The 17,587-nt window shown below is 73.6% G+C and carries 11 protein-coding genes; 6 read left to right on the top strand and 5 right to left on the bottom strand.

Annotated elements, in window-relative coordinates; all coding sequences use genetic code 11:
- The first annotated feature begins 130 nt into the window (after positions 1–130).
- Positions 131–1,111, top strand: a complete 981-nt coding sequence (locus tag WMF45_RS29330; protein ID WP_437708066.1) for a helix-turn-helix transcriptional regulator — start codon at positions 131–133, stop codon at positions 1,109–1,111.
- Positions 1,112–1,218: 107 nt separating this feature from the next.
- Here WMF45_RS29330 and WMF45_RS29335 read toward each other — a convergent pair whose 3' ends face one another.
- Together WMF45_RS29335 and WMF45_RS29340 are read right to left on the bottom strand one after the other, a co-directional pair.
- Complete coding sequence (locus WMF45_RS29335; RefSeq protein WP_437708068.1) at positions 1,219–1,878, bottom strand: hypothetical protein; 660 nt, start codon at positions 1,876–1,878, stop codon at positions 1,219–1,221.
- Positions 1,879–2,006: 128 nt separating this feature from the next.
- Positions 2,007–5,456, bottom strand: coding sequence for a protein kinase domain-containing protein (locus WMF45_RS29340; protein ID WP_437708070.1), 3,450 nt, complete (start codon positions 5,454–5,456; stop codon positions 2,007–2,009).
- Between the two features lie 550 nt (positions 5,457–6,006).
- Here WMF45_RS29340 and WMF45_RS29345 point away from each other — a divergent pair.
- From WMF45_RS29345 to WMF45_RS29355, 3 genes are read left to right on the top strand one after another with little or no spacing between them, the layout of a single operon-like run.
- Complete coding sequence (locus tag WMF45_RS29345; RefSeq protein WP_437708072.1) at positions 6,007–6,321, top strand: hypothetical protein; 315 nt, start codon at positions 6,007–6,009, stop codon at positions 6,319–6,321.
- Positions 6,318–7,712, top strand: coding sequence for a hypothetical protein (locus WMF45_RS29350; RefSeq protein WP_437708074.1), 1,395 nt, complete (start codon positions 6,318–6,320; stop codon positions 7,710–7,712). Before WMF45_RS29345 ends, WMF45_RS29350 begins: the two co-directional genes overlap by 4 nt.
- Complete coding sequence (locus tag WMF45_RS29355) at positions 7,709–9,937, top strand: hypothetical protein (protein WP_437708076.1); 2,229 nt, start codon at positions 7,709–7,711, stop codon at positions 9,935–9,937. Before WMF45_RS29350 ends, WMF45_RS29355 begins: the two co-directional genes overlap by 4 nt.
- Positions 9,938–9,977: 40 nt before the next feature.
- On the opposite strand, the gene WMF45_RS29360 is transcribed toward WMF45_RS29355, so the two are convergent.
- Positions 9,978–11,291, bottom strand: coding sequence for an RNA polymerase sigma factor (locus WMF45_RS29360; protein ID WP_437708077.1), 1,314 nt, complete (start codon positions 11,289–11,291; stop codon positions 9,978–9,980).
- Between the two features lie 424 nt (positions 11,292–11,715).
- On the opposite strand from WMF45_RS29360, the gene WMF45_RS29365 reads away from it, so the two are divergent.
- Positions 11,716–12,228 carry a hotdog fold domain-containing protein gene (locus WMF45_RS29365; RefSeq protein ID WP_437708079.1) on the top strand — a complete coding sequence of 171 codons (513 nt, stop codon included), beginning with the start codon at positions 11,716–11,718 and terminating at the stop codon, positions 12,226–12,228.
- Positions 12,229–12,567: 339 nt separating this feature from the next.
- Entirely contained in the window at positions 12,568–14,058 is a 1,491-nt protein-coding gene (locus WMF45_RS29370; RefSeq protein WP_437708081.1) for a hypothetical protein, read from the top strand.
- A 79-nt stretch (positions 14,059–14,137) separates the two neighbouring features.
- Here the strand turns inward: WMF45_RS29370 and WMF45_RS29375 are convergent, their stop codons facing one another.
- Together WMF45_RS29375 and WMF45_RS29380 are read right to left on the bottom strand one after the other, a co-directional pair.
- The gene (locus WMF45_RS29375) at positions 14,138–15,457 is read right to left on the bottom strand and encodes a DUF5690 family protein (RefSeq protein WP_437708083.1); all 1,320 of its coding nucleotides are present in this window, start codon (positions 15,455–15,457) and stop codon (positions 14,138–14,140) included.
- Positions 15,458–16,250: 793 nt separating this feature from the next.
- Positions 16,251–17,453 carry a hypothetical protein gene (locus tag WMF45_RS29380; RefSeq protein WP_437719683.1) on the bottom strand — a complete coding sequence of 401 codons (1,203 nt, stop codon included), beginning with the start codon at positions 17,451–17,453 and terminating at the stop codon, positions 16,251–16,253.
- Positions 17,454–17,587: the final 134 nt, after the last annotated feature.

Raw genomic sequence — 17,587 nt, forward strand, 5'->3', positions numbered from 1 at the left:
TGCTCCAGGGATCTGTGGGGCGGGGGCCGTGGGGCTCGTCGAGACGCGCCTTCGAGCGCCTCGCCCCCGGGATGAGCGGAAGCTAGACTGGATTGCGGACAGATTCGGTCCGCAAGGAGACAGGCGGCACATGGTCCAGACGTCAGCGCGGCTGCTGAAGCTCTTGTCGCTGCTGCAATCCCGGCGCTTCTGGACGGGCGGCGAGCTGGCCCGCGAGCTCGCGATCACCGAGCGCAGCGTCCGGCGCGACGTGGACAGGCTCCGGAGCCTCGGGTACCCCGTCCACGCGGCCACCGGCATCGGCGGCGGATACCAGCTCGGCGCCGGGAAGGAGCTGCCGCCGCTGCCGCTCGAGGACGACGAGGCCGTCGCCGTCGCCGTGGGGCTGCGCGCGGCGGCGACCGGGCCCGTGAGGGGGCTGGAGGAGGCGTCGGTCCGCGCGCTCGGGAAGCTCGAGCAGGTGCTCCCCAAGCGGCTCCGGCGCAAGGTGACCGCGCTGGGCGCGGTGAGCGTGCAGCTGGTCGACGGTAGCCCCACCGTCGACGCGGACGCGCTCGCCGCCATGGCGAACGCGTGCCGGGACGCCGAGGCCCTGCGCTTCGACTACAGCAGCCACAGCGGCGCCGCGAGCACGCGCGCCGTCGAGCCCTACCGGCTCGTGCACACGAGCCGCCGCTGGTACCTGCTCGCGTACGATCTCCAGCGAAACGCCTGGCGGACGTTCCGCGTCGATCGCATCCAGGGCCGGCCGAAGGCCGCGGGCCGCTTCAAGCCGCGCCCGCTGCCCGCGGAGGACGTGGCCGCCTACGTGTCGAAGTCGGTCTCCACGGACGCCTACCCGATCCGCGCGCGCGTGACCGTGCACGCCCCCGCGCAGGCCGTCTCGGAGCGGCTCTCGGGCGTGGCGGGGCGCATCGAGGCGCTGGCGCCGGACCGCTGCGTCGTCCACACCGGCGGCGGGAGCCTCGACGCGCTCGCGTTCCACCTCGGGTTCATGGGGTTCGAGTTCGAGGTGCACGAGCCCGAGGAGCTCATCGACCAGCTCCGCCGCCTGGCCGAGCGCCTCGGCCGGGCCGCGGGGCGGAGCGGGGCGGGGCGGCGGGAGAATTGAACAGGGAGGCGAGGAGACAGGGAGTATTTTGAAGATTCCCCTCCCCGTCTCCCCGACTCCCTGTGAATTTTCCGAAGAATTTAAGTGGATGCCTCAGGGTCGCGACGTCAGGTCCAGTTGCAGAACTCGAGCGAATCCGGGTCCGATGCGACCTGGACTTCCACTTCAGAGCAGTCGACAGGCTCGTAGGAGTCGAACCCCTCGCCTGGCGGCGCCGTGACGCACTTGCCGCAGCCGAACCCGGCCGGGAAGCTCCCGGACCAGTCGAACCCCTGGCCGGAGCCGTCGCGCCAGACGATGACGTGCCGCGAGCTCACCCCGAGGAGCGCTGTATCGAGCACGTCGGCGTCGATCTCGCCCCCGGGCACCTGGGTGCCCGGCGCGAGCAGCATGACGAAGCCCATGCCGACACCGTTGCTGTTGAGCGCCTCGCGCGGCGGCGCCGACCCGAAGCCGACGGTGAACGTCGCGCCGGACAGGCTCCCCTCGCCGAAGTTGAAGCCGTAGTCGGGGCTGGACGAGCTCACCACCCAGACGACGGCCACCACGGCGCCCTCTGGAGCCGCCTCGCCCGTGATCGGTCCGGTGACCGTGAATCCCCCCGCCCCGCCGCCCTCTGCCGTGCTGCTGCCGCCGCCCTCTCCCGTGCTGCCGCCGCCGCCCTCTCCCGTGCTGCCGCCCGGGCCTCCCTGCGTGTCATCGGAGCATGCGGGCAAGGCCAGCATCATCCCCATCCACCCTGCGAACACCCATCGTGCGCTCTTCATATCCACCATCGAGCACGGCGCGCTCGACAACGGAAGAGAACCGCACTGTTTCCAGGGCGCAAAATCCTGCTCGAACCGCCCCGTTCACTCTTGTTGAAGACCTGTTCCCTCACGCGACGCGGACAGGCTCACTCCGAGAGCGCCGCCGCGATCGTCGCGTCGAGCCCGGCGCCACGGCCCTCGAGGAAGCGCGCATTGTCGACCGCCTCCCCCAGCGCCGCGCGCGCGGCCTCGACGCATGCCGCGAGCGCCGGCCGCTCGATGGGCGGCACCGGCGTGCCGATGGCCTCGCGGAGCGCCGCGGCGCCGCCGAGCAGGCGCGCGCCGCGCTCCGCCTTCCCCGCCCGCACCGCCGCGCACGCCAGCGCCTCCAGGACGCTCGCGGAGCGCCAGAGGTCGCCGAGCTCCCTGTGCAGCCGCAGGCTCGCCCGCAGGCGACGCTCCGCGAGGGCGAGATCGCCGCGCTCGATGGCGATGAGGCCCAGGATGTTGCTCGTCCAGGCGATCCCCTCCTTGAATTTGACCTGCCGCGACAGGCCCTCGCTCTCCTCGCAGAGGCGGACCGCCTCGCCGAGCTCCCCGCGGTAGAACGCCGCGCAGCCGAGGTAGAGCAGCGCCGTCGCGGTCCCCTCGCGATCGCCCGCGCGGCGGAGCTCCGGCAGGGCGAGGCGGCACGCGCCCTCCGCGCGCGCTGTGTCGCCCGAGAGCCACGCCGCGAAGCCCGAGTAGCCGAGCGCGCGCGCCGCCTCGAGCGTGTCGCCGCGGCGCGTGGCCAGCGCGAGGCTCTCGCCGTGCAGCGTGAGCGCGCGCTCGTAGTCGCCCTGCTCGCGGGCGACGCTCCCGAGGATCTGGATCACCGACGCGAGCCCGCCCTCGTCCCCGAGCTCGCGGTAGAGCGTCGCGCCCCGCTCGAGCAGCGCGCGCGCCTCGCGGTAGTCGCACTGGAGGAGCGCGAGCCTCCCCGCGCCCCGGAGCGCCGAGGCCACGTGCTCGGGCGCGACGCCCCCGGCGCCCGCGAGCGCCCGGCCGAGCCACGCGCGGCCCTCCTGGTAGTGCCCGTGGATGTACCAGAACCGCGAGAGCGCCGCGGCGAGGCGCACCGCGGCGCCCGCGTCGGCGCCCGCGAGCGCGAGCTCCAGGGCGAGGCGGAGGTTGTCGTGCTCGAGATCGAGCGCCGCGAGCCACGCGGCCTGCTCGGTCCCGCCGAGCGCCTCGGCCGCGCGATCGGCGAGCTCCAGCGACAGCTCGACGAAGCGCCGGTTGCACGCCTCGGCGGCGCCCTCCTCCACGAGCCGATCGAGGCCGTACTCGCGGAGGATCGTGAGCATCTGGAACCGCGGCTCCTCGCCCGCGACCTGGAGCACGAGGCTCTTGTCGATCAGCGACTCGAGGATCCCGAGCGTGTCGAGCGCCGGATCGCGGAAGGCGCACATCTGGTCCGCCATGGTCAGCGAGAAGCCGCCCGCGAACACGGCGAGCGTGCGGAAGGCGAGCTGCTCCTCCGGATCGAGGAGGCCGTAGCTCCAGTCGATGGCGGCGCGCATGGTCTGCTGGCGCTCGGGCAGATCGCGCGCGCCGCCCGTGAGCAGGCGGAACGAGCCCGCGGGCGCGGAGGCGCGCCCCGCGGCCCCGCGGTCGCCGAAGCGCGAGAGCAGCGCCGAGGGGGTGAGGACCCGGAGGCGCGACGCGGCGAGCTCGATCGCGAGCGGCAGGCCGTCGAGGCGGGCGCAGATCTCCACGATCTCCGCGGCGTTGTCGGGGCCGAGCTGGAAGCCGGGCTTGATCGCGGCGGCCCGGCGGCAGAACAGGCTCACCGCGGAGCTCGCCAGCGCGGCCTCGACCGTGACGTCGCGCGGCTCCGGCACCTCCAGCGGCGGCACGACGTAGCGCCGCTCGCCCGAGAGGTTCAGCGCGGCGCGGCTCGTCACGAGGAGCGAGAGGTGCGGGCAGCTCGCCGCGAGGTGCGCGATCGCCGGCGCCGCGGCCGTCAGGTGCTCCAGGTTGTCGAGCAGGAGCAGCAGGCGGCGGTCGCGGAGGAACTGGACAACGCGCTCGAGATCCGGCCGCGCGCCGCCCTCGCCGAGGCAGAGGGCCTGCGCGATCGCCGAGGGCACCAGCGCCGCCTCGCGCAGCGACGCGAGGGGCACGAAGCAGACGCCGCCCGGGAACGCGGGGACGAGCTCCTCGGCGACCTGGAGCGCGAGCCGGGTCTTGCCGGTGCCGCCGACGCCGGTGAGCGTGAGCAGGCCGGCCTCGGGGTCGAGCAGGAGCGCGGCGATCTCGGCGCGCTCGCGGGCGCGGCCGACGAACGGCGTGCGCTGGACCGGCAGGTTGTGGCGCGGCCGCTCGGCCTCCGGCGAGCCGAACAGGCCGAGCGGCGGCGTGCTGTGGGAGCCGGGAGGCGGCGGCGAGGTGCCGAGCGGCGGCGTGCTGCCGGAGCCGAGCGGCGGCGAGGTACCGGTCGGCGAGGCGCCGTGGGGGCCGAGCGGTGAAGTGCCGTGGAGGCCGGGCGGTGAAGCGCCGTGGAGGCCGGGCGGCGGCAAGAAGCGGTCCGAGTCGCGGTGCGCGCCGCCCGGGAACGCCTGGGGCGGGGCCTCGACCGTGCCCGCGAGCTCGATGGTGTCGGTGCTGAGCATGTCCGCGGGCACGCCGCCCCCGGGCGACGCCGGCCCGCCGGCGCCGGACGGCTCGGCGGCCGCCGAGGAGCCCTCGAGCGCTGCGCGCAGCGCCAGGCTCTGCTGGCGGACCGAAGGGAAACGCCCGGCCGGGTCGCGGTCGCACGACCGCAGGAACCACGCGTCGAACGCGGGCGGGAGCCACCGCCAGCGCGTCGACGGCGGGTAGAGCCGCATCACGAGGAGCGCCGCCATCAGCTCGGCCATGCTGTTCGCGGTCCAGTAGATGTCGCCGGTCAGGAGGCGGACGGCGATGAGGCCGAGCGCCCAGACGTCCGCCGCGGGGCCGATCTGGTCCGAGCGCCCGCGCGCCTGCTCGGGAGCCATGTAGATGGGCGTGCCGATCGCCGTGCCCGTGGCGGTGATCCCGGCCGACGCGCCGAGCGCGCCCGGCTCGACCGCCTTGACCAGGCCGAGGTCGAGGATCTTCACGCGCTCCCGCCCGTCGTCGCCGATCGCGAGGAAGAGGTTCGCGGGCTTGAGATCGCGGTGAGAGAGGCCCCGCGCGTGGGCGAGCTCGAGGGTCTCGGCGACCTCGCCGAGCCAGCGCTGCACCTCGCCGGGCGAGCGCCTGCCCTGGGTGGTGACGAGCTGCTCCAGGTCGTGGCCCCGGAGCAGCTCCATCACCAGGAAGGGGGCATCGTCGAGCTCGCGGGCGAAGCCGGCGTCGAGCATGCGCACGAACCCGGGCGCGTCGAGCAGCCGCATGGCCCGGATCTCGCGCTCGAACCGGGAGGCCGCCGCCGTGCCTGCCGCGTGTGTCCGGAGCAGGACCTTCACCGCGACCTGCCCGCCTCCGTCGAGGTCGTCGGCCATGTACACGACGCCCGCGCCGCCGCGGCCGATCTCGCTCAGGAGACGGTAGCGGCCACCGAGGACGAGCGGGCAATCCGGAGAGAGCATGAGGCGGCCGCGACTGGGAGGACGAGCTCGGGAGGGGCCACGGCGGCGGCAGCTTACCACAGGGGACGCCGGCGCCCCGCCATCGGGGGGCTTCCGTTCTGCGTCGATGTCCCGGGTCGATGCTCACCGCGCAACGCTCCCGCGCGACGCGTCCGCTGGGCGCGTCCGCGCACTGGGCAGAGAGGGCATGTCCATGACATCGAACAACGCGATCGCGCTGGTGGTCGATGCCACCGGACAGGCGATGTCCACCTGCGCGCCGCTCGCAGGTCCCTCCTCGACAACGATCGTCGCGTGAGACCTCCCCTCGCCGCGGCGGGCCCCGTCGCGGCGGCTCCAGCACCGAGAGCGCAGGACCCCCTCGGCCCCGCGTGCCCGCGCCGCGCGAAGCGCTCCCTCGCGTTGCGGGAAGCGGGTATGCTCGGCGCCGCGTTGGAGGGGCGGCGTCGAGCACCGGTGAGAGCCCGCGCTCCGGCGCGACCCGCGGCCACGGAGCCTGCGCTCCGCGGCCCGGGACGCCGCCCCCCGCTGCTCGCCCGGAGAGAGCTCCATGACCAGCACCGTTGACAAGAGCGACGTGTTCCTCATCCCGATGCCCGGCAAGCGCGTGGCGCGCATCCCCATCGCGGTCCTCGAGCGCTACCTCGACGAGGCCACGCGCGTCGTGCACGACCCCGCCGAGCCGGAGAGCGACGTGACCGCCCACGGGATGTCCGTCGACCCCGCGACGGGCGCGAGCGTCTGGCACACCGAGTGGGAGCTCGGCCCTTGCGACTACACCGACGAGAGCGGGTTCCCGCAGAGCGCCTACGCCTGGCACCGCCACCCGCTCGGGACCGAGTACACCGAGATCTACCAGAAGTGAGCGCGCCCCGGCCGGCCGTGCCCCTCTCCTGCCCGCGCGCGGCTCGCGCTCCACACGCGCTCCACGCGAAAGCTCGCCCACGCCGCCCGCGCCTGCCGGGCGCGCCGCTCCTCGCGGCGGCCGCCGGCGCGCTCCTCCTCGCCTCGCTCGCCTCGGCCTGCATCGAGCGCGGCTATCCCCTCGCCGGGAGCGGGCAGGTCGAGCTCCGCGCCGACGTCGCCGGGCCGCTGTTCGCCGCCGACACGCTCGACGAGGCGGGCAAGCCGGTGCTGCCCCGCCAGAGCCCCTGGCGGACCGCGGTCTCGCTCAAGCTCACCGAGGCGAACGAGCCGGCGTACGGCGGCTACGTCGAGGTCCGCGCCGTCCCGAGCGAGGCGCTCGCGCTGCACCCCGTGGAACGCGATCAGGAAGCCGGGGCCTCGTGCGGCGTGAAGGACGGCGCGTTCCGCTGCACCGCAGGAACCCAGGGCTACGCCCGCTTCACCGCCGCCTCGGAGGGCGACTGGTCCGGCGAGGCGCGGCTCGTCGTCTCGTGGGCCGACCGCACCGAGGAGCTCCCGATCACGATCCTCCCCGCAGGCTTGCCGGAGGACGCCACCAACTTCGCGCTCATCGCGGGGGGCCTCGGCGACAGCGACCGCGTGCTCGCGACCTACGTCCCCCTCATGTGCACGATCGGCCCCCTGCCCGACGATCTCGGCGCCACCTGGCGGCCGGGCGCGATCCGGGCGCGCGAGGCGCGCGTCCGCGCGTCGCCTCCCCTGAACGCGCCGGGCGTCGTGGAGCACGCGCCCGTGATCATCGAGTCGCTGCACAGCGAGGCCGCCCTCTCGCTCGCCCCCGATTGCCGCGAGCGCACCTCGCGCCTGCGCGTGCTGCTCGGCGCGACCGGGGAGAGCCCGCCCTTCATCCTGTGCTTCAGCGACCTCGGCGGCGAGGTGAAGATCGCCGTGAGCTCGGGGCAGAAGGCGCTCGACCCGATCCCCACGCTCACCGTCGACCCCGAGCCGCGCCTGCTCCGCGTGCGCTCCCTCCGGAGCGTCGTCGCCGCGGGGACGCCCGGCGATCTGTTCGAGGTGAGCGCCTACAACGCCGAGCGCGTGCGCATCGCCGTCCCGGTCGACCTGACCGTCGGCGACGACCAGGTGATCGCGCTCGGCGAGGCGTCGGTGACCCTGCGCGGCGAGGACAGCGAGGCGACGATCATCCAGGGCGTCGCCGTCGCGCCCGGGACGACGACGCTCCGTGTGACGCCCCGCCTGCTCGCGAGCCCGGAGTGCTCCTCCGAGCCCATCACCGTCACGCCGGAGCCGGATCCGGAAGCGGACACCGAAACGGAGACCGAGCCGGAGCCCGAGCCGGGCGCCGGAGGGGGGGGAGGCTCGCCGTGAGCGCACGCAGATCCGCCGTGTTCCTGTCGGCCGTGGCGCTCGCGCTCGCGATCGCCGCGCCCGCCACCGCGCCGGCGCAGGACGATCCCGAGACGGACACCGGGGAGACCGGCGACGAGGAGACGCCGGAGCCGGCCGCCATCCTGAGGCGCCCGAGCGACGCGGCGCCGATGGCCGTCCCCGCCGACTTCGGCGGCAGCCTGCAGGTCGTGCGCGCGCCGGCAGGCACGGCCAGCGCCGCGTCGTCGGCCGGCGGGCCGGAGATCTTCCCGGACGCGCGCCGCGTCTGGATGAGCGTCCGCGACACCGATCCGGTCCCGATCGAGGCCGCGCGCCGCGGCGGCCGCTGGCTGTGCAGCGGAGGCGGCTGCGCCGCGCAGACCGGCGATCCCGGGCAGAGCCCGATCGGCGACCAGATGCTGCGCTCGATCAAGCTCCAGACCCCGACGCTGCCGCTGCCGCTCACGGTGTGGGGGCGGCTCACCGAGGACGGCCAGCGCCTGCTCGACTTCGACCCGGTGCTGCTCGGCCGCCGCTCGTACCGGCACGTCTGCGCCTACCGCCCGGTCGCCGACGCCCCGCGCTCTCCCGTGGGCGCGCCGGCCGCACCCGCCGCACCCGCCGCACCCGCCGCGCCGTCGCCGCTGTCCCCCGATCGCGTGGACGTCTGCCGCGACGGCCGGCCCGAGCCGCCGCCGGCCGACGCGGGCGAGCTCACGCTGGGCATGCAGTGGCCGAAGCAGTCGGAGATGGCCGATTTCCACTACCTCGCCATCGTCGACAGCTGCGGCAACGCCCGGGTGCAGCCGTTCCAGCGCACGTTCACCGTGCCGGTCCTCGAGGTCGCCTCGGGCGGCTGCGGGCGCCCCGATGGCAAGGTCCTCCGCGTCTTCCCGGGCGGCGGCTGGCTCCGGGTCACCGCCTTCAACCTCCACGCGCCCGCGGCGGCCAACGTCGTCAACGCGACATACCGGGTCACCATCCCGCCGCTCGAGAACCTCGTCGAGTCGAACCCCGCGCGGCTCCTCTTCCCCGATCCGCTCGCCGACGACCTGAAGGTCGACTGCGGCCCCACGCCGATCGCGCCCCGCACCGACGCCGGGAGCCTCCCGCCGCCCGGGAGCGCCCGTCCGCCCGGGCCGCGGGGGGCGTCCCCTGCCCCGCCGGGGGACCGGGGACCTGCCCGCGCGAATGGACAGCTCCAGGGCGGCGCAGGCGCCGGCCGGCGGCCCCCGACGGCGGCGCAGGCCCAGCCGCCGGCCGGGCTGCCGCCTCCTCGCCGGGCGCCCGACGTGGATCCATCGCGCCCCGGGCCGCAGCCGCTCGCGCACGGCGCGGTCGTCATCTCGCCGGCGCCGCTCCGGCTGGGCAACTGCCGGATCCGGCTGACGGGCCAGGCCAAGAACCGGCTCGTGGCGCCGCTCGCGCTCCATGTCTCGCTGACGCGCACCGATCAGATGCGGGGCGGCACGCCGATCGAGCTCCTCCAGAACGGCACGTGGATCGTCACGCCGAGCAGCGCGGAGTTCCCGATCCCGCCGCTCGCGGAGGACTTCGACGGCGACGCGCGGCTCCGGCTGGCCGTCTACAGCGATCCGCTGAGCCCGCAGGGCAAGGTGGTGCTCGTCTCCGACGCGGGCCGCGTCGCGAGCTCGCTGCGCTCGAACGAGCCCGGCGAGCCGGAGCGCGCCCGGCGCCTCGTGGGATCGGTGGCGATCCACTCGGTCCCGCTGTGCGGCGAGGACAACTTCCAGACGCTCGAGGCCGCGGGGACCTGCTTCCGCGCGTACCTCACCGTCCCGGCGATGCTGGCGACGCTGCAGGTCACCCGCGCGCCGTGGGTGGAGAAGCCCCTCGTCACGCGGAGCGTGCTCAGCGCCGTCGGCGTCGCGCTCGCGATCGACCGCTACGACCCGGTGGAGCGCCGGGCCTTCCCGATCGCGGCGCAGCTCGGCGGCTTCGTCCAGACGCTCGGCGAGGGGCGGGTCGGCCTCCTCGGCTACGTCGGCGTCGCGCCGACGATCCCCATCCTCGGCTCGGGCGGCAACACAACGTCGTTCGGCTTCCTGGCGGGGCTCGGGCTGGAGTACATCACCAACGAGGCCGGGCCCGACGAGGGGCTCAAGCCCGCCGCGTTCGTGTCCGCGGTCGTGCAGGTGGGCCAGGCCGCCCCGCAGGTCTCCACGAGCGGCAGGGCGAGCTTCGGCACCTACGCCGGCGACTGAGCCGCCGCGGCGCAGAGCGCGCGGCGGCCCGGTCGCCCGCTCACGGGCGGTTCAAGATCCTGTCCAGCTCCTCGATCGCCTGCCGCTGGATCGCGGTATCGAGCCGCACCTCCTCGAGCAGGGCGCGCGCCTCCGGGTAACGCTTCGCGATCACGAACGCCCGGATCCAGAGCACCTTGCGCTCGGACGCGAAGAGGGTGTTCGGCATCTCGCGCTCGTAGCGCTGGAGCGCCGCGATCGCCCGGTCCGGATCGCGCGCCTGCAGCGCCTCGGTGACCGCGTCGAACAGGGCGATGTCGTGATTGCTGCCGGGCCCGTCGATCTCGATCTTGAGCTTCTCGATCGTCTCGGCGGCGACCGGCGCCGTCGAGCGCTCCTCCCGGTCGCGCGGCGGCACGAGCGCGCGCCGCTGGGCCGGGGCGCTCCGCCGCGGCGCCTCGACGGGCGCCGGGGCCGCCGGCGGCGCGGCGGGCGGCGCCGGCGGCTCGGCGGGCGGCGCCGGCGGCTCGGCGGGCCGGCGCGGCGGCATGGCGGCGACGAGCGCGGGCACGACGTGCCTCACCTCCTGCGGAGGCGGCGGCTCCGGGGCCTGGAGCGCGAGCCAGCCCGCCCCCGCGGCCGCCGCCGCCGTGGCCGCGACGGGCGCGGCGACGCCCAGGGTCGGCAGCTGAACGAGCTTCGCGAGGCCCTTGAGCCACGTCGCGGCGTCGCTCAGCGCCTGGCCGACGCCCCCGGCGGCCTTCCCGGCGCTGCCCGCCTCGAGCGCCCCCACCGACTCCTGCACGCCGCGGAGGATCGAGACCCGGACGTCGTCGGGCACGCGCGGCGAGATCCGCGCGGTGGCGAGGAGCGCCGCCAGATCCAGGGGCATCACGAGGCGAAAGCCCTCCCTCTTCCGGTCCTCGCGCCGGCGCTTCACGACGATGTCGTGGAACAGGCGGATGGCGCGCGCGCGCCACTTGTACGCGGTGGACAGCGGGATGCCGCGCTGCTGCGCGAGATCCGCCATCGGGGTGCTGTGGAGATCGTGCCCGACCAGGATCCAGTGCGCGTCCGCGTCGAGCTGCTGCATGAGCTCCAGCACGACGAGCCGCTCCTGATCCGAGATCAGCAGCTCTTCCGAGGTCTTGGCGGGGTCGACGAGGGGGGGGAGCTCCTCGTCGGGCACGAGCTCCTCGTAGCGGTTCTGGGCCCGCTGCAGGTAGTGCGAGGCCGTGTGGACCGTGATCCTGTTCAGCCAGCGCTCGGGCCGGGAGATCTCGGGGTTGTATTTGTTGAAGCTGAGGTACGCCGCGAACAGGACCTCCTGCGCGAGGTCCTTGCGATCGCGCAGCGGGACCCCCAGGCCCGTCAACCAGCGCCCTACGAGCGCGGAGGTTTGCTCACGAAAGAGAAGCTCGAAAGCGCGCTCTTTCTCGGGGGGCCCACCTTGGCCCGGACGTCGAGGTCTTGTCATACACAAGTCCAGTTCCGGGCACGGACGGGAGATTGCCGCCCGAAGCAGGCCACGCGCGACGGACAGGGGGCCGGACGGCTGCTCAGGGGCGTCCGGAGGCCGGAAATGCGGCAGAATCCTCGCGACAACGGGGCGCCGGGGCGCTCCGGAGCCATCCGATTATCGAATAGCATTCTGAAGTACAATTCATGCTGAGAATGAGTCGTGCTGCGCCCAGGTTGCGGCGCGAGGAGGCGCCTGGACGCACGGGCCGGCCGGGGATTCCGGGTGCGCCCGCGCGCGATTCGAGGCAGGCTGCCGCCCCGCCCCGCGGATCCAGCGCATGAAGCTCACCGACTTCTCTCTCGCAGCGATCGCGGCGACCTCGCGCCGCAACACCATCCGCGACGTCTGGGACAGGCTGAGCCCCCTGCCAGGGGGCAAGCGCCTGTTCAGCCGGCTCATCGGCGCGATGGCCCCGTACACGGGGACGATCCGCGCCGAGGTCGAGGTCCTCGAGCGCGGCCGCGCGGAGGTGTCGATGCGCGACCGGCCGGGGCTGCGCAACCACCTCCGCTCGGTGCACGCCGTCGCGCTCGTCAACCTCGCCGAGCTCGCCGGCAACACGGCGCTGTCCTACGCGCTGCCCGATGACGCCCGGTTCATCGTCGCGGGCCTCTCGATCGAGTACCTGAAGAAGGCCCGCGGGACGATCCGCGCCGTCTGCGAGTGCCCTCTCCCGGAGAGCAGCGAGCGCAGGGAGTACGATATCCCGGTGAGCCTGCGCGACGCGACGGGGGCCGAGGTCGCCCGCGCCGTCCTCCGCAGCCTCGTCGGTCCGAAGAAGCAGCCCTGAGCCCGGCGCCGCGCCGCCCTACGGGGCCCCCCGGCGCTCCCGACCCCTGCATTCCGGCAAAGCGCCACGCGCCGGAGCCCCCTGTACTCCAAAGCACCTGCGCTCCGGAGAAGCCCTAAGCGCCGAAGCAGCCGTGTGCTCCAAAGCACCTTGTGGGCCGGAGCAATTCGGTGCTTCGGAGCAATCCTGTGCCCGCGAGCACACGGTGAGCTCAGCTATCGCCTGACCTCCCCTGAAGCGTCTCACCCCATCCCACACCGAGCCAGAGCGCGGACAGGGGACAGGGGGTTCGAGTCAACGCGCTCGACAAAGCGCTTCCAGGGTGTTTCGATTCTTCTCATGAGGAACCGGTCAACGATGGTGGCGCTCGCCGCGACGGGGATCAGCGTGATCTTCGCGGCGTGCGGGGGGACCGATGGCTCGGTCTCCGCGGGCGGAGCCGGCGGAGCGGGCGCCGGGGCCAACGCGAGCTCGGGGAATGGCTCGGGGAATGGCTCGGGGAATGGCCCGGGAACAGGCGGAGCAACGAGCACCGGATATGGCACCGACGGGCCCGGAGAGATCACCACCGGGCCCAGCAGCGGAGCCGGCGAGGGCGCCGGCGGCGAGGCGTCGTGCGCCGGGGAGACGAAGACGGCGGAGCTCGTGCCGCTCGACCTCTACATCATGCTCGACGCGTCGGGGTCGATGGATGACGAGCTCGCGACGGGCGGCACCAAATGGCGCGCGGTGACCGACGCGCTCGAGGCCTTCTTCACCGATCCTCAGTCGGAGGGGCTCGGCGTCGGGCTCCAGTACTTCCCTCTGATGAACGCCGACGTGCCCAGGAGCTGCACGACCAACGCGCAGTGCGGCGCCAGCGGGCCGTGCGCGCTCCGGGCCTGTCGCAGCTCGTTCTCCACCTCCACGGGCATCCAGATCTGCGCCGAGGACGCGGACTGCTCGGACGGCGACGAGTGCATCGACATCGGCGTGTGCTCCCAGAGCCGCGAGATCTGCGATCTGATCGGCCAGCGCTGCGACGGCCGCGCGGGCACGTGCTCCCGGGTATCCCGGAGCACCTGCGCGCACCCGTACTCGTGCGTCACCGAGGACTACGCGACGCCCGCCGTGTCGATCGCGCCGCTCGACGCCGCCTGGGCCGACGAGCTCATCGGGTCGATCGACCAGACATTTCCCGAGGGGGGCACGCCCACCGCCGGCGCCCTGTCCGGCGCGATCGCCCAGGCTCGGGCCCACGCCGAGGCGAACCCGACCCACAGGGTCGTCACCGTGCTCGCCACCGACGGGATGCCCACCGAGTGCAATCCCACGTCCGCCGACGGCATCGCGGAGATCGCGGCCGAGGGGCTGAGCGGCTCGCCGAGCATCTCGACCTTCGTCATCGGCGTCTTCAACGGGGACGACATGGGCGCCCAGGCCACGATGAACCGCATCGCCGAGGGCGGCGGGACGACGTCGGCCTACTTCATCGACACGAACTCCGACGTCACGCAGGCGTTCCTCGACGCGCTCAGCGAGATCCGCGGGACGAGCCTCGCGTGCGAGTACCAGGTCCCGGCGCCGTCCGCCGGGCAGACGCTCGATTACGGGACGCTCAACGTCCAGCACACGCCGCCGGAGGGCAACGCCCCGTCGACCATCTTCTACGTGGCCAGCGAGGCGCGCTGCGACGCGACCGCCGGCGGCTGGTACTACGACGTCGACCCCACGACCGGCGGCACGCCGACCAAGATCGTGATGTGCCCCGCGACCTGCACCCACTTCCAGGCGGGCGGGCAGGTCCAGCTCCAGGTCGGCTGCAAGACCGAGATCCCGCCGATCAACTGAGCCCCTTCCCCCCACGCTCGCCCGCGCCACGCGCCCCCCGCTCGCCTCCGCGGCCGGCCGTTGGTGGCGCGCGGCGCGCTCAGGCGTCGAGCGCCGCGGGTCGCACCGTGGCGGACGGGCCGCGGGTGCGCAGCCAGAAGTACGCCGCGGACGCGGCGAACAGGGCCCCGCAGAGGAACGCGGTCGCGTAGCTGAAGCCGAGGAAGAACTCGAGCCACGAGCGCTTCGCCTGGCCAAAGCTCTTGTAGAGCAGGAGCGCCACGCTCCCGAGGTAGCCGAAGGCGTCGGCCGCGGTGATCAGGAATCCCGCCGTCGCCACCGAGCCCACGGCCGCGATCAGCCGGTCGAAGAGGACGCAGTTGTACGGGACGTACCCCACGTAGAGCCCGAGCCCGACGCTGATCATCCAGGCGACGGGGCCGATGACGCCCGCCTGGTAGAGCGCGGTGCTCAGCCCCGCGAGCGCCGCCCCCGCGACCATGACGCCATGGATCGCGACGAGCGCCGCGCGGTTGTTGCGGATGCCGATCATCACCGCGACCGAGAGGAGCGCGCCGATCGCCACCGGGATCTCGGCCGTCGTCAGGATGGCCGGCTGGTCGGTGTAGCCGAGGGCGTCCCAGATCTCGCGGGCGAAGTTGTCCCGGAAATCGCGGTAGGCGGTGAGGACGACGTAGCCGAGGACGAGGGTCGCGAGCCCGCCCGCGTTCGCGAGGACGAACGCGCGCCGCGCGGCGCGGTCCATCGGCGCGCGCCGGGTCCGGAGCGCCTCGTCGTCCACCGAGGGCGGTGGGATCTGCGCGAGCATCCACACCGAGAGGAGCAGCGGCGGGAAGAAGAGGGCCCCCGTCACCGCGGGCATCCACACCTCCGGGACCCCCCAGCCGAGCGTGATTTTGCCAATGGTCTTCACGAAGCCGCTCGCGACGATGAAGCTGGCGCAGAGGCCGGCGCCGAGCAGATCGCTCACGCGGCGCCCCTCGAGGAAGCCGAAGACGAGCCCCCAGACCATGCCGAGGGGCAGGCCGTTCAGCACCAGGAAGACGGCGGCGTACGGGGCCGGCGCGAGCCCGAACAGGACGAGCGCGACCTCGCTCACCCCGATGCACGCGAGGATGGCGAGCGCCCGCCGCTCGGGCGGCATCTCGGAGACGATCTTGATGCCAAGGAACTTGGAGGCGCAGTAGCCGAGCACCTGGGCGATGATGTAGAGGCTCTTCAGATCGAGCGCGGGGAGCAGCGGCAGCGCGACCATCCCCTTGTAGGAGCCGACCGCGAACGGCTTGCGGAAGGCGTACATGCAGAAGTAGGTCGCGAACGCGGCGATCACGGCGAAGGCCGTGAACACCGGCGCAGGGGCTCGCTCGAGCCATTTCGTCACGCTTCGCTGGGCCGGCATGGGAGCTCCGAGGAAGGCGCGAGGGTAATCGCGGCCGCGCGGCGCGCGCATGGTTTTTCGGCGAGGAGCGGGCCGGGCTCCCGCCCGCACACGAACACGCAAACCGCGGATCTCGCCGTGGCCTGCCGAGCGTCCGGCCGGTATGCCGCGATGGTCACATTTTTCGCCTTCCGCCCTGCTCCTTCTTCTCCCGCCTCGTGTCGCGGCTCGCCCCTCGTCGCTCCGCTTTTTCGATCCTCGCGCTTCGTCTCTCGCGACTTTCGTGAGGCGCCCGCGAGCGTGCTGCGCTCGCGGAAGCTCATCGGCGTTCGATGAGGCGGGCTCATCCGCTCGGTTATAAGGCGGCCTCATCCGCGCAGCCATGGTCGAGCTCGGATGCCCGAGAATCAACATCTCGGTGAGAAACGCCGCGGCGTGACACGGGAAATCGTGGGTTATCGTCCGTCGGCTCCTGAGCGACGCTCAGGGGATGCCCTAATTCATGATGTCGTGGCTGTGGCACAACGTCTCTGTGAGACGCTTTGGTCGCTCCGGCATGGGGCGCATTGCACCTCGCAGCGGGCCTGACGGGGCGAAATCTCCCTGAAAACGGAGCGAAATACCGCCCTCGCCGTCCTGGAACACCCCTTGCGATGTCGGATCGTGCCGGGGCGTCGGGGCCCTGGCTCTTCAGCCCACGCGGCGCCGGACAGGCACGCACGACAGGCGGCCCGGTACGGCTGTCCTCCCGCACGCTCGTGCGTCGCCCGAACGTGGCCCCAACGTAACCAACGTAGATCGAGCGTCGGCTGGATCACGGGAGAGGAGCGGCCCAGTTTCGCTGCCGTGTCGCTCTCCTCGCAAGAAAGGCGGAGGAGTCATGCCGAATCGTCAGGGATGGATCGACGAGGAACATAACGATGGGCAGGGGCGCGACGACGAGCGGTTTGGGCCAACCCAGGGTCAGCGAGGCGATGAGCGATATCGTGGCGAGCGCGGAGCGAGCGGGGATGCTAGTTACGGGCATCGTGGCAACTATGAGCAAGTCCTCCAGCGAGACGATCGGCGCCCTTCCCGCGGAGGTCACGATGATTTCCGCGGTCGCTCCGATCAGCGGGAGTCTGTCGGACGCGGCCACGAGGGCGAGCGCGGCGGCGAGGGCGACCCGAGCTGGCGCGGCCACGGCGCCGAACGCGGCTACGAGGGCCGACAGGATCGCGGCTGGGGGCAGCGCGAGGACGCCCAGCGTGAGGCCTGGGGCGGCCAGCGGGATGACTTCCAGCGAGGAGGTCGAGACGATCTTGGCGCCAGGCGCGGCTTCGGCGGCGGCCAGGGCGGCTTCGGCGGCGGCCAGGGCAGCTTCGGTGGCGGCCAGGGCGGTCACGGCGGCCAAGGTCACTTCGGCGGCGGCCAGGGCGGCTACGGCGGCCAAGGCGGCTACGGCGGCGGCCAAGGCGGTTACGGCGGCGGCCAGGGCGGAGTCGGCGGCGGTCAGGGCGGCTTCGGTGGCGGCCAGGGCGGCTTCGGTGGACAGGGCCGCTTCGGCGGCTACGGCGGAGAGCGATCCGGCCGCGGCCAGGGCGGATTCGCTGGTGGCCAGGGCGTCTATGGCGATGAGGGCGGACAGGGCCGCTTCGGCGGTCAGGGCCACTTCGGCGGACAGGGTGGCTTCGGTGGCAGCCAGGGCGGTCATGGCGCCGGTCAGGGCCACTTCGCTGGCCAGGGCGGAGTCGGCGGCCAGGTTGGCCAGGGCGGCTTCGGCGGACAGGGCCACTTCGGCGGCGGCCAGGGCAGTGAGGGCGGCCTCGGAGGCCAGGGTGGATTCGGTGGCCAGGGTGGATCTGGTGGCGGCCAGGGCGGCTTCGGTCGCCAGGGAGGCCTGGGCGGAGTCCAGCACGAAGGGTACGGAGCCCGCGGCGGCCTCCGGCAGTGGGCCGACGACGAGCGCGGCTGGAACGAGCGGCCAGGACAGCAACGCGGGTACGAAGGCGACGAGTCGTCCTTCGGCGGCGATCAAGGCCCTTCCCCTCGGCCCTACGGCGGACAGGGATCCGGCGGACAGGTCTCAGGCGGCCGCAGCTTCCTCCAGACCGTTCGACAGGGCGGCGGGCTCAGCGGCTCGCGTGGTCGCCCGCCCAAGGGGTACAAGCG

It is taken from the genome of Sorangium sp. So ce448 (assembly GCF_051520915.1).
GTDB lineage: Bacteria > Myxococcota_A > Polyangia > Polyangiales > Polyangiaceae > Sorangium > Sorangium cellulosum_B.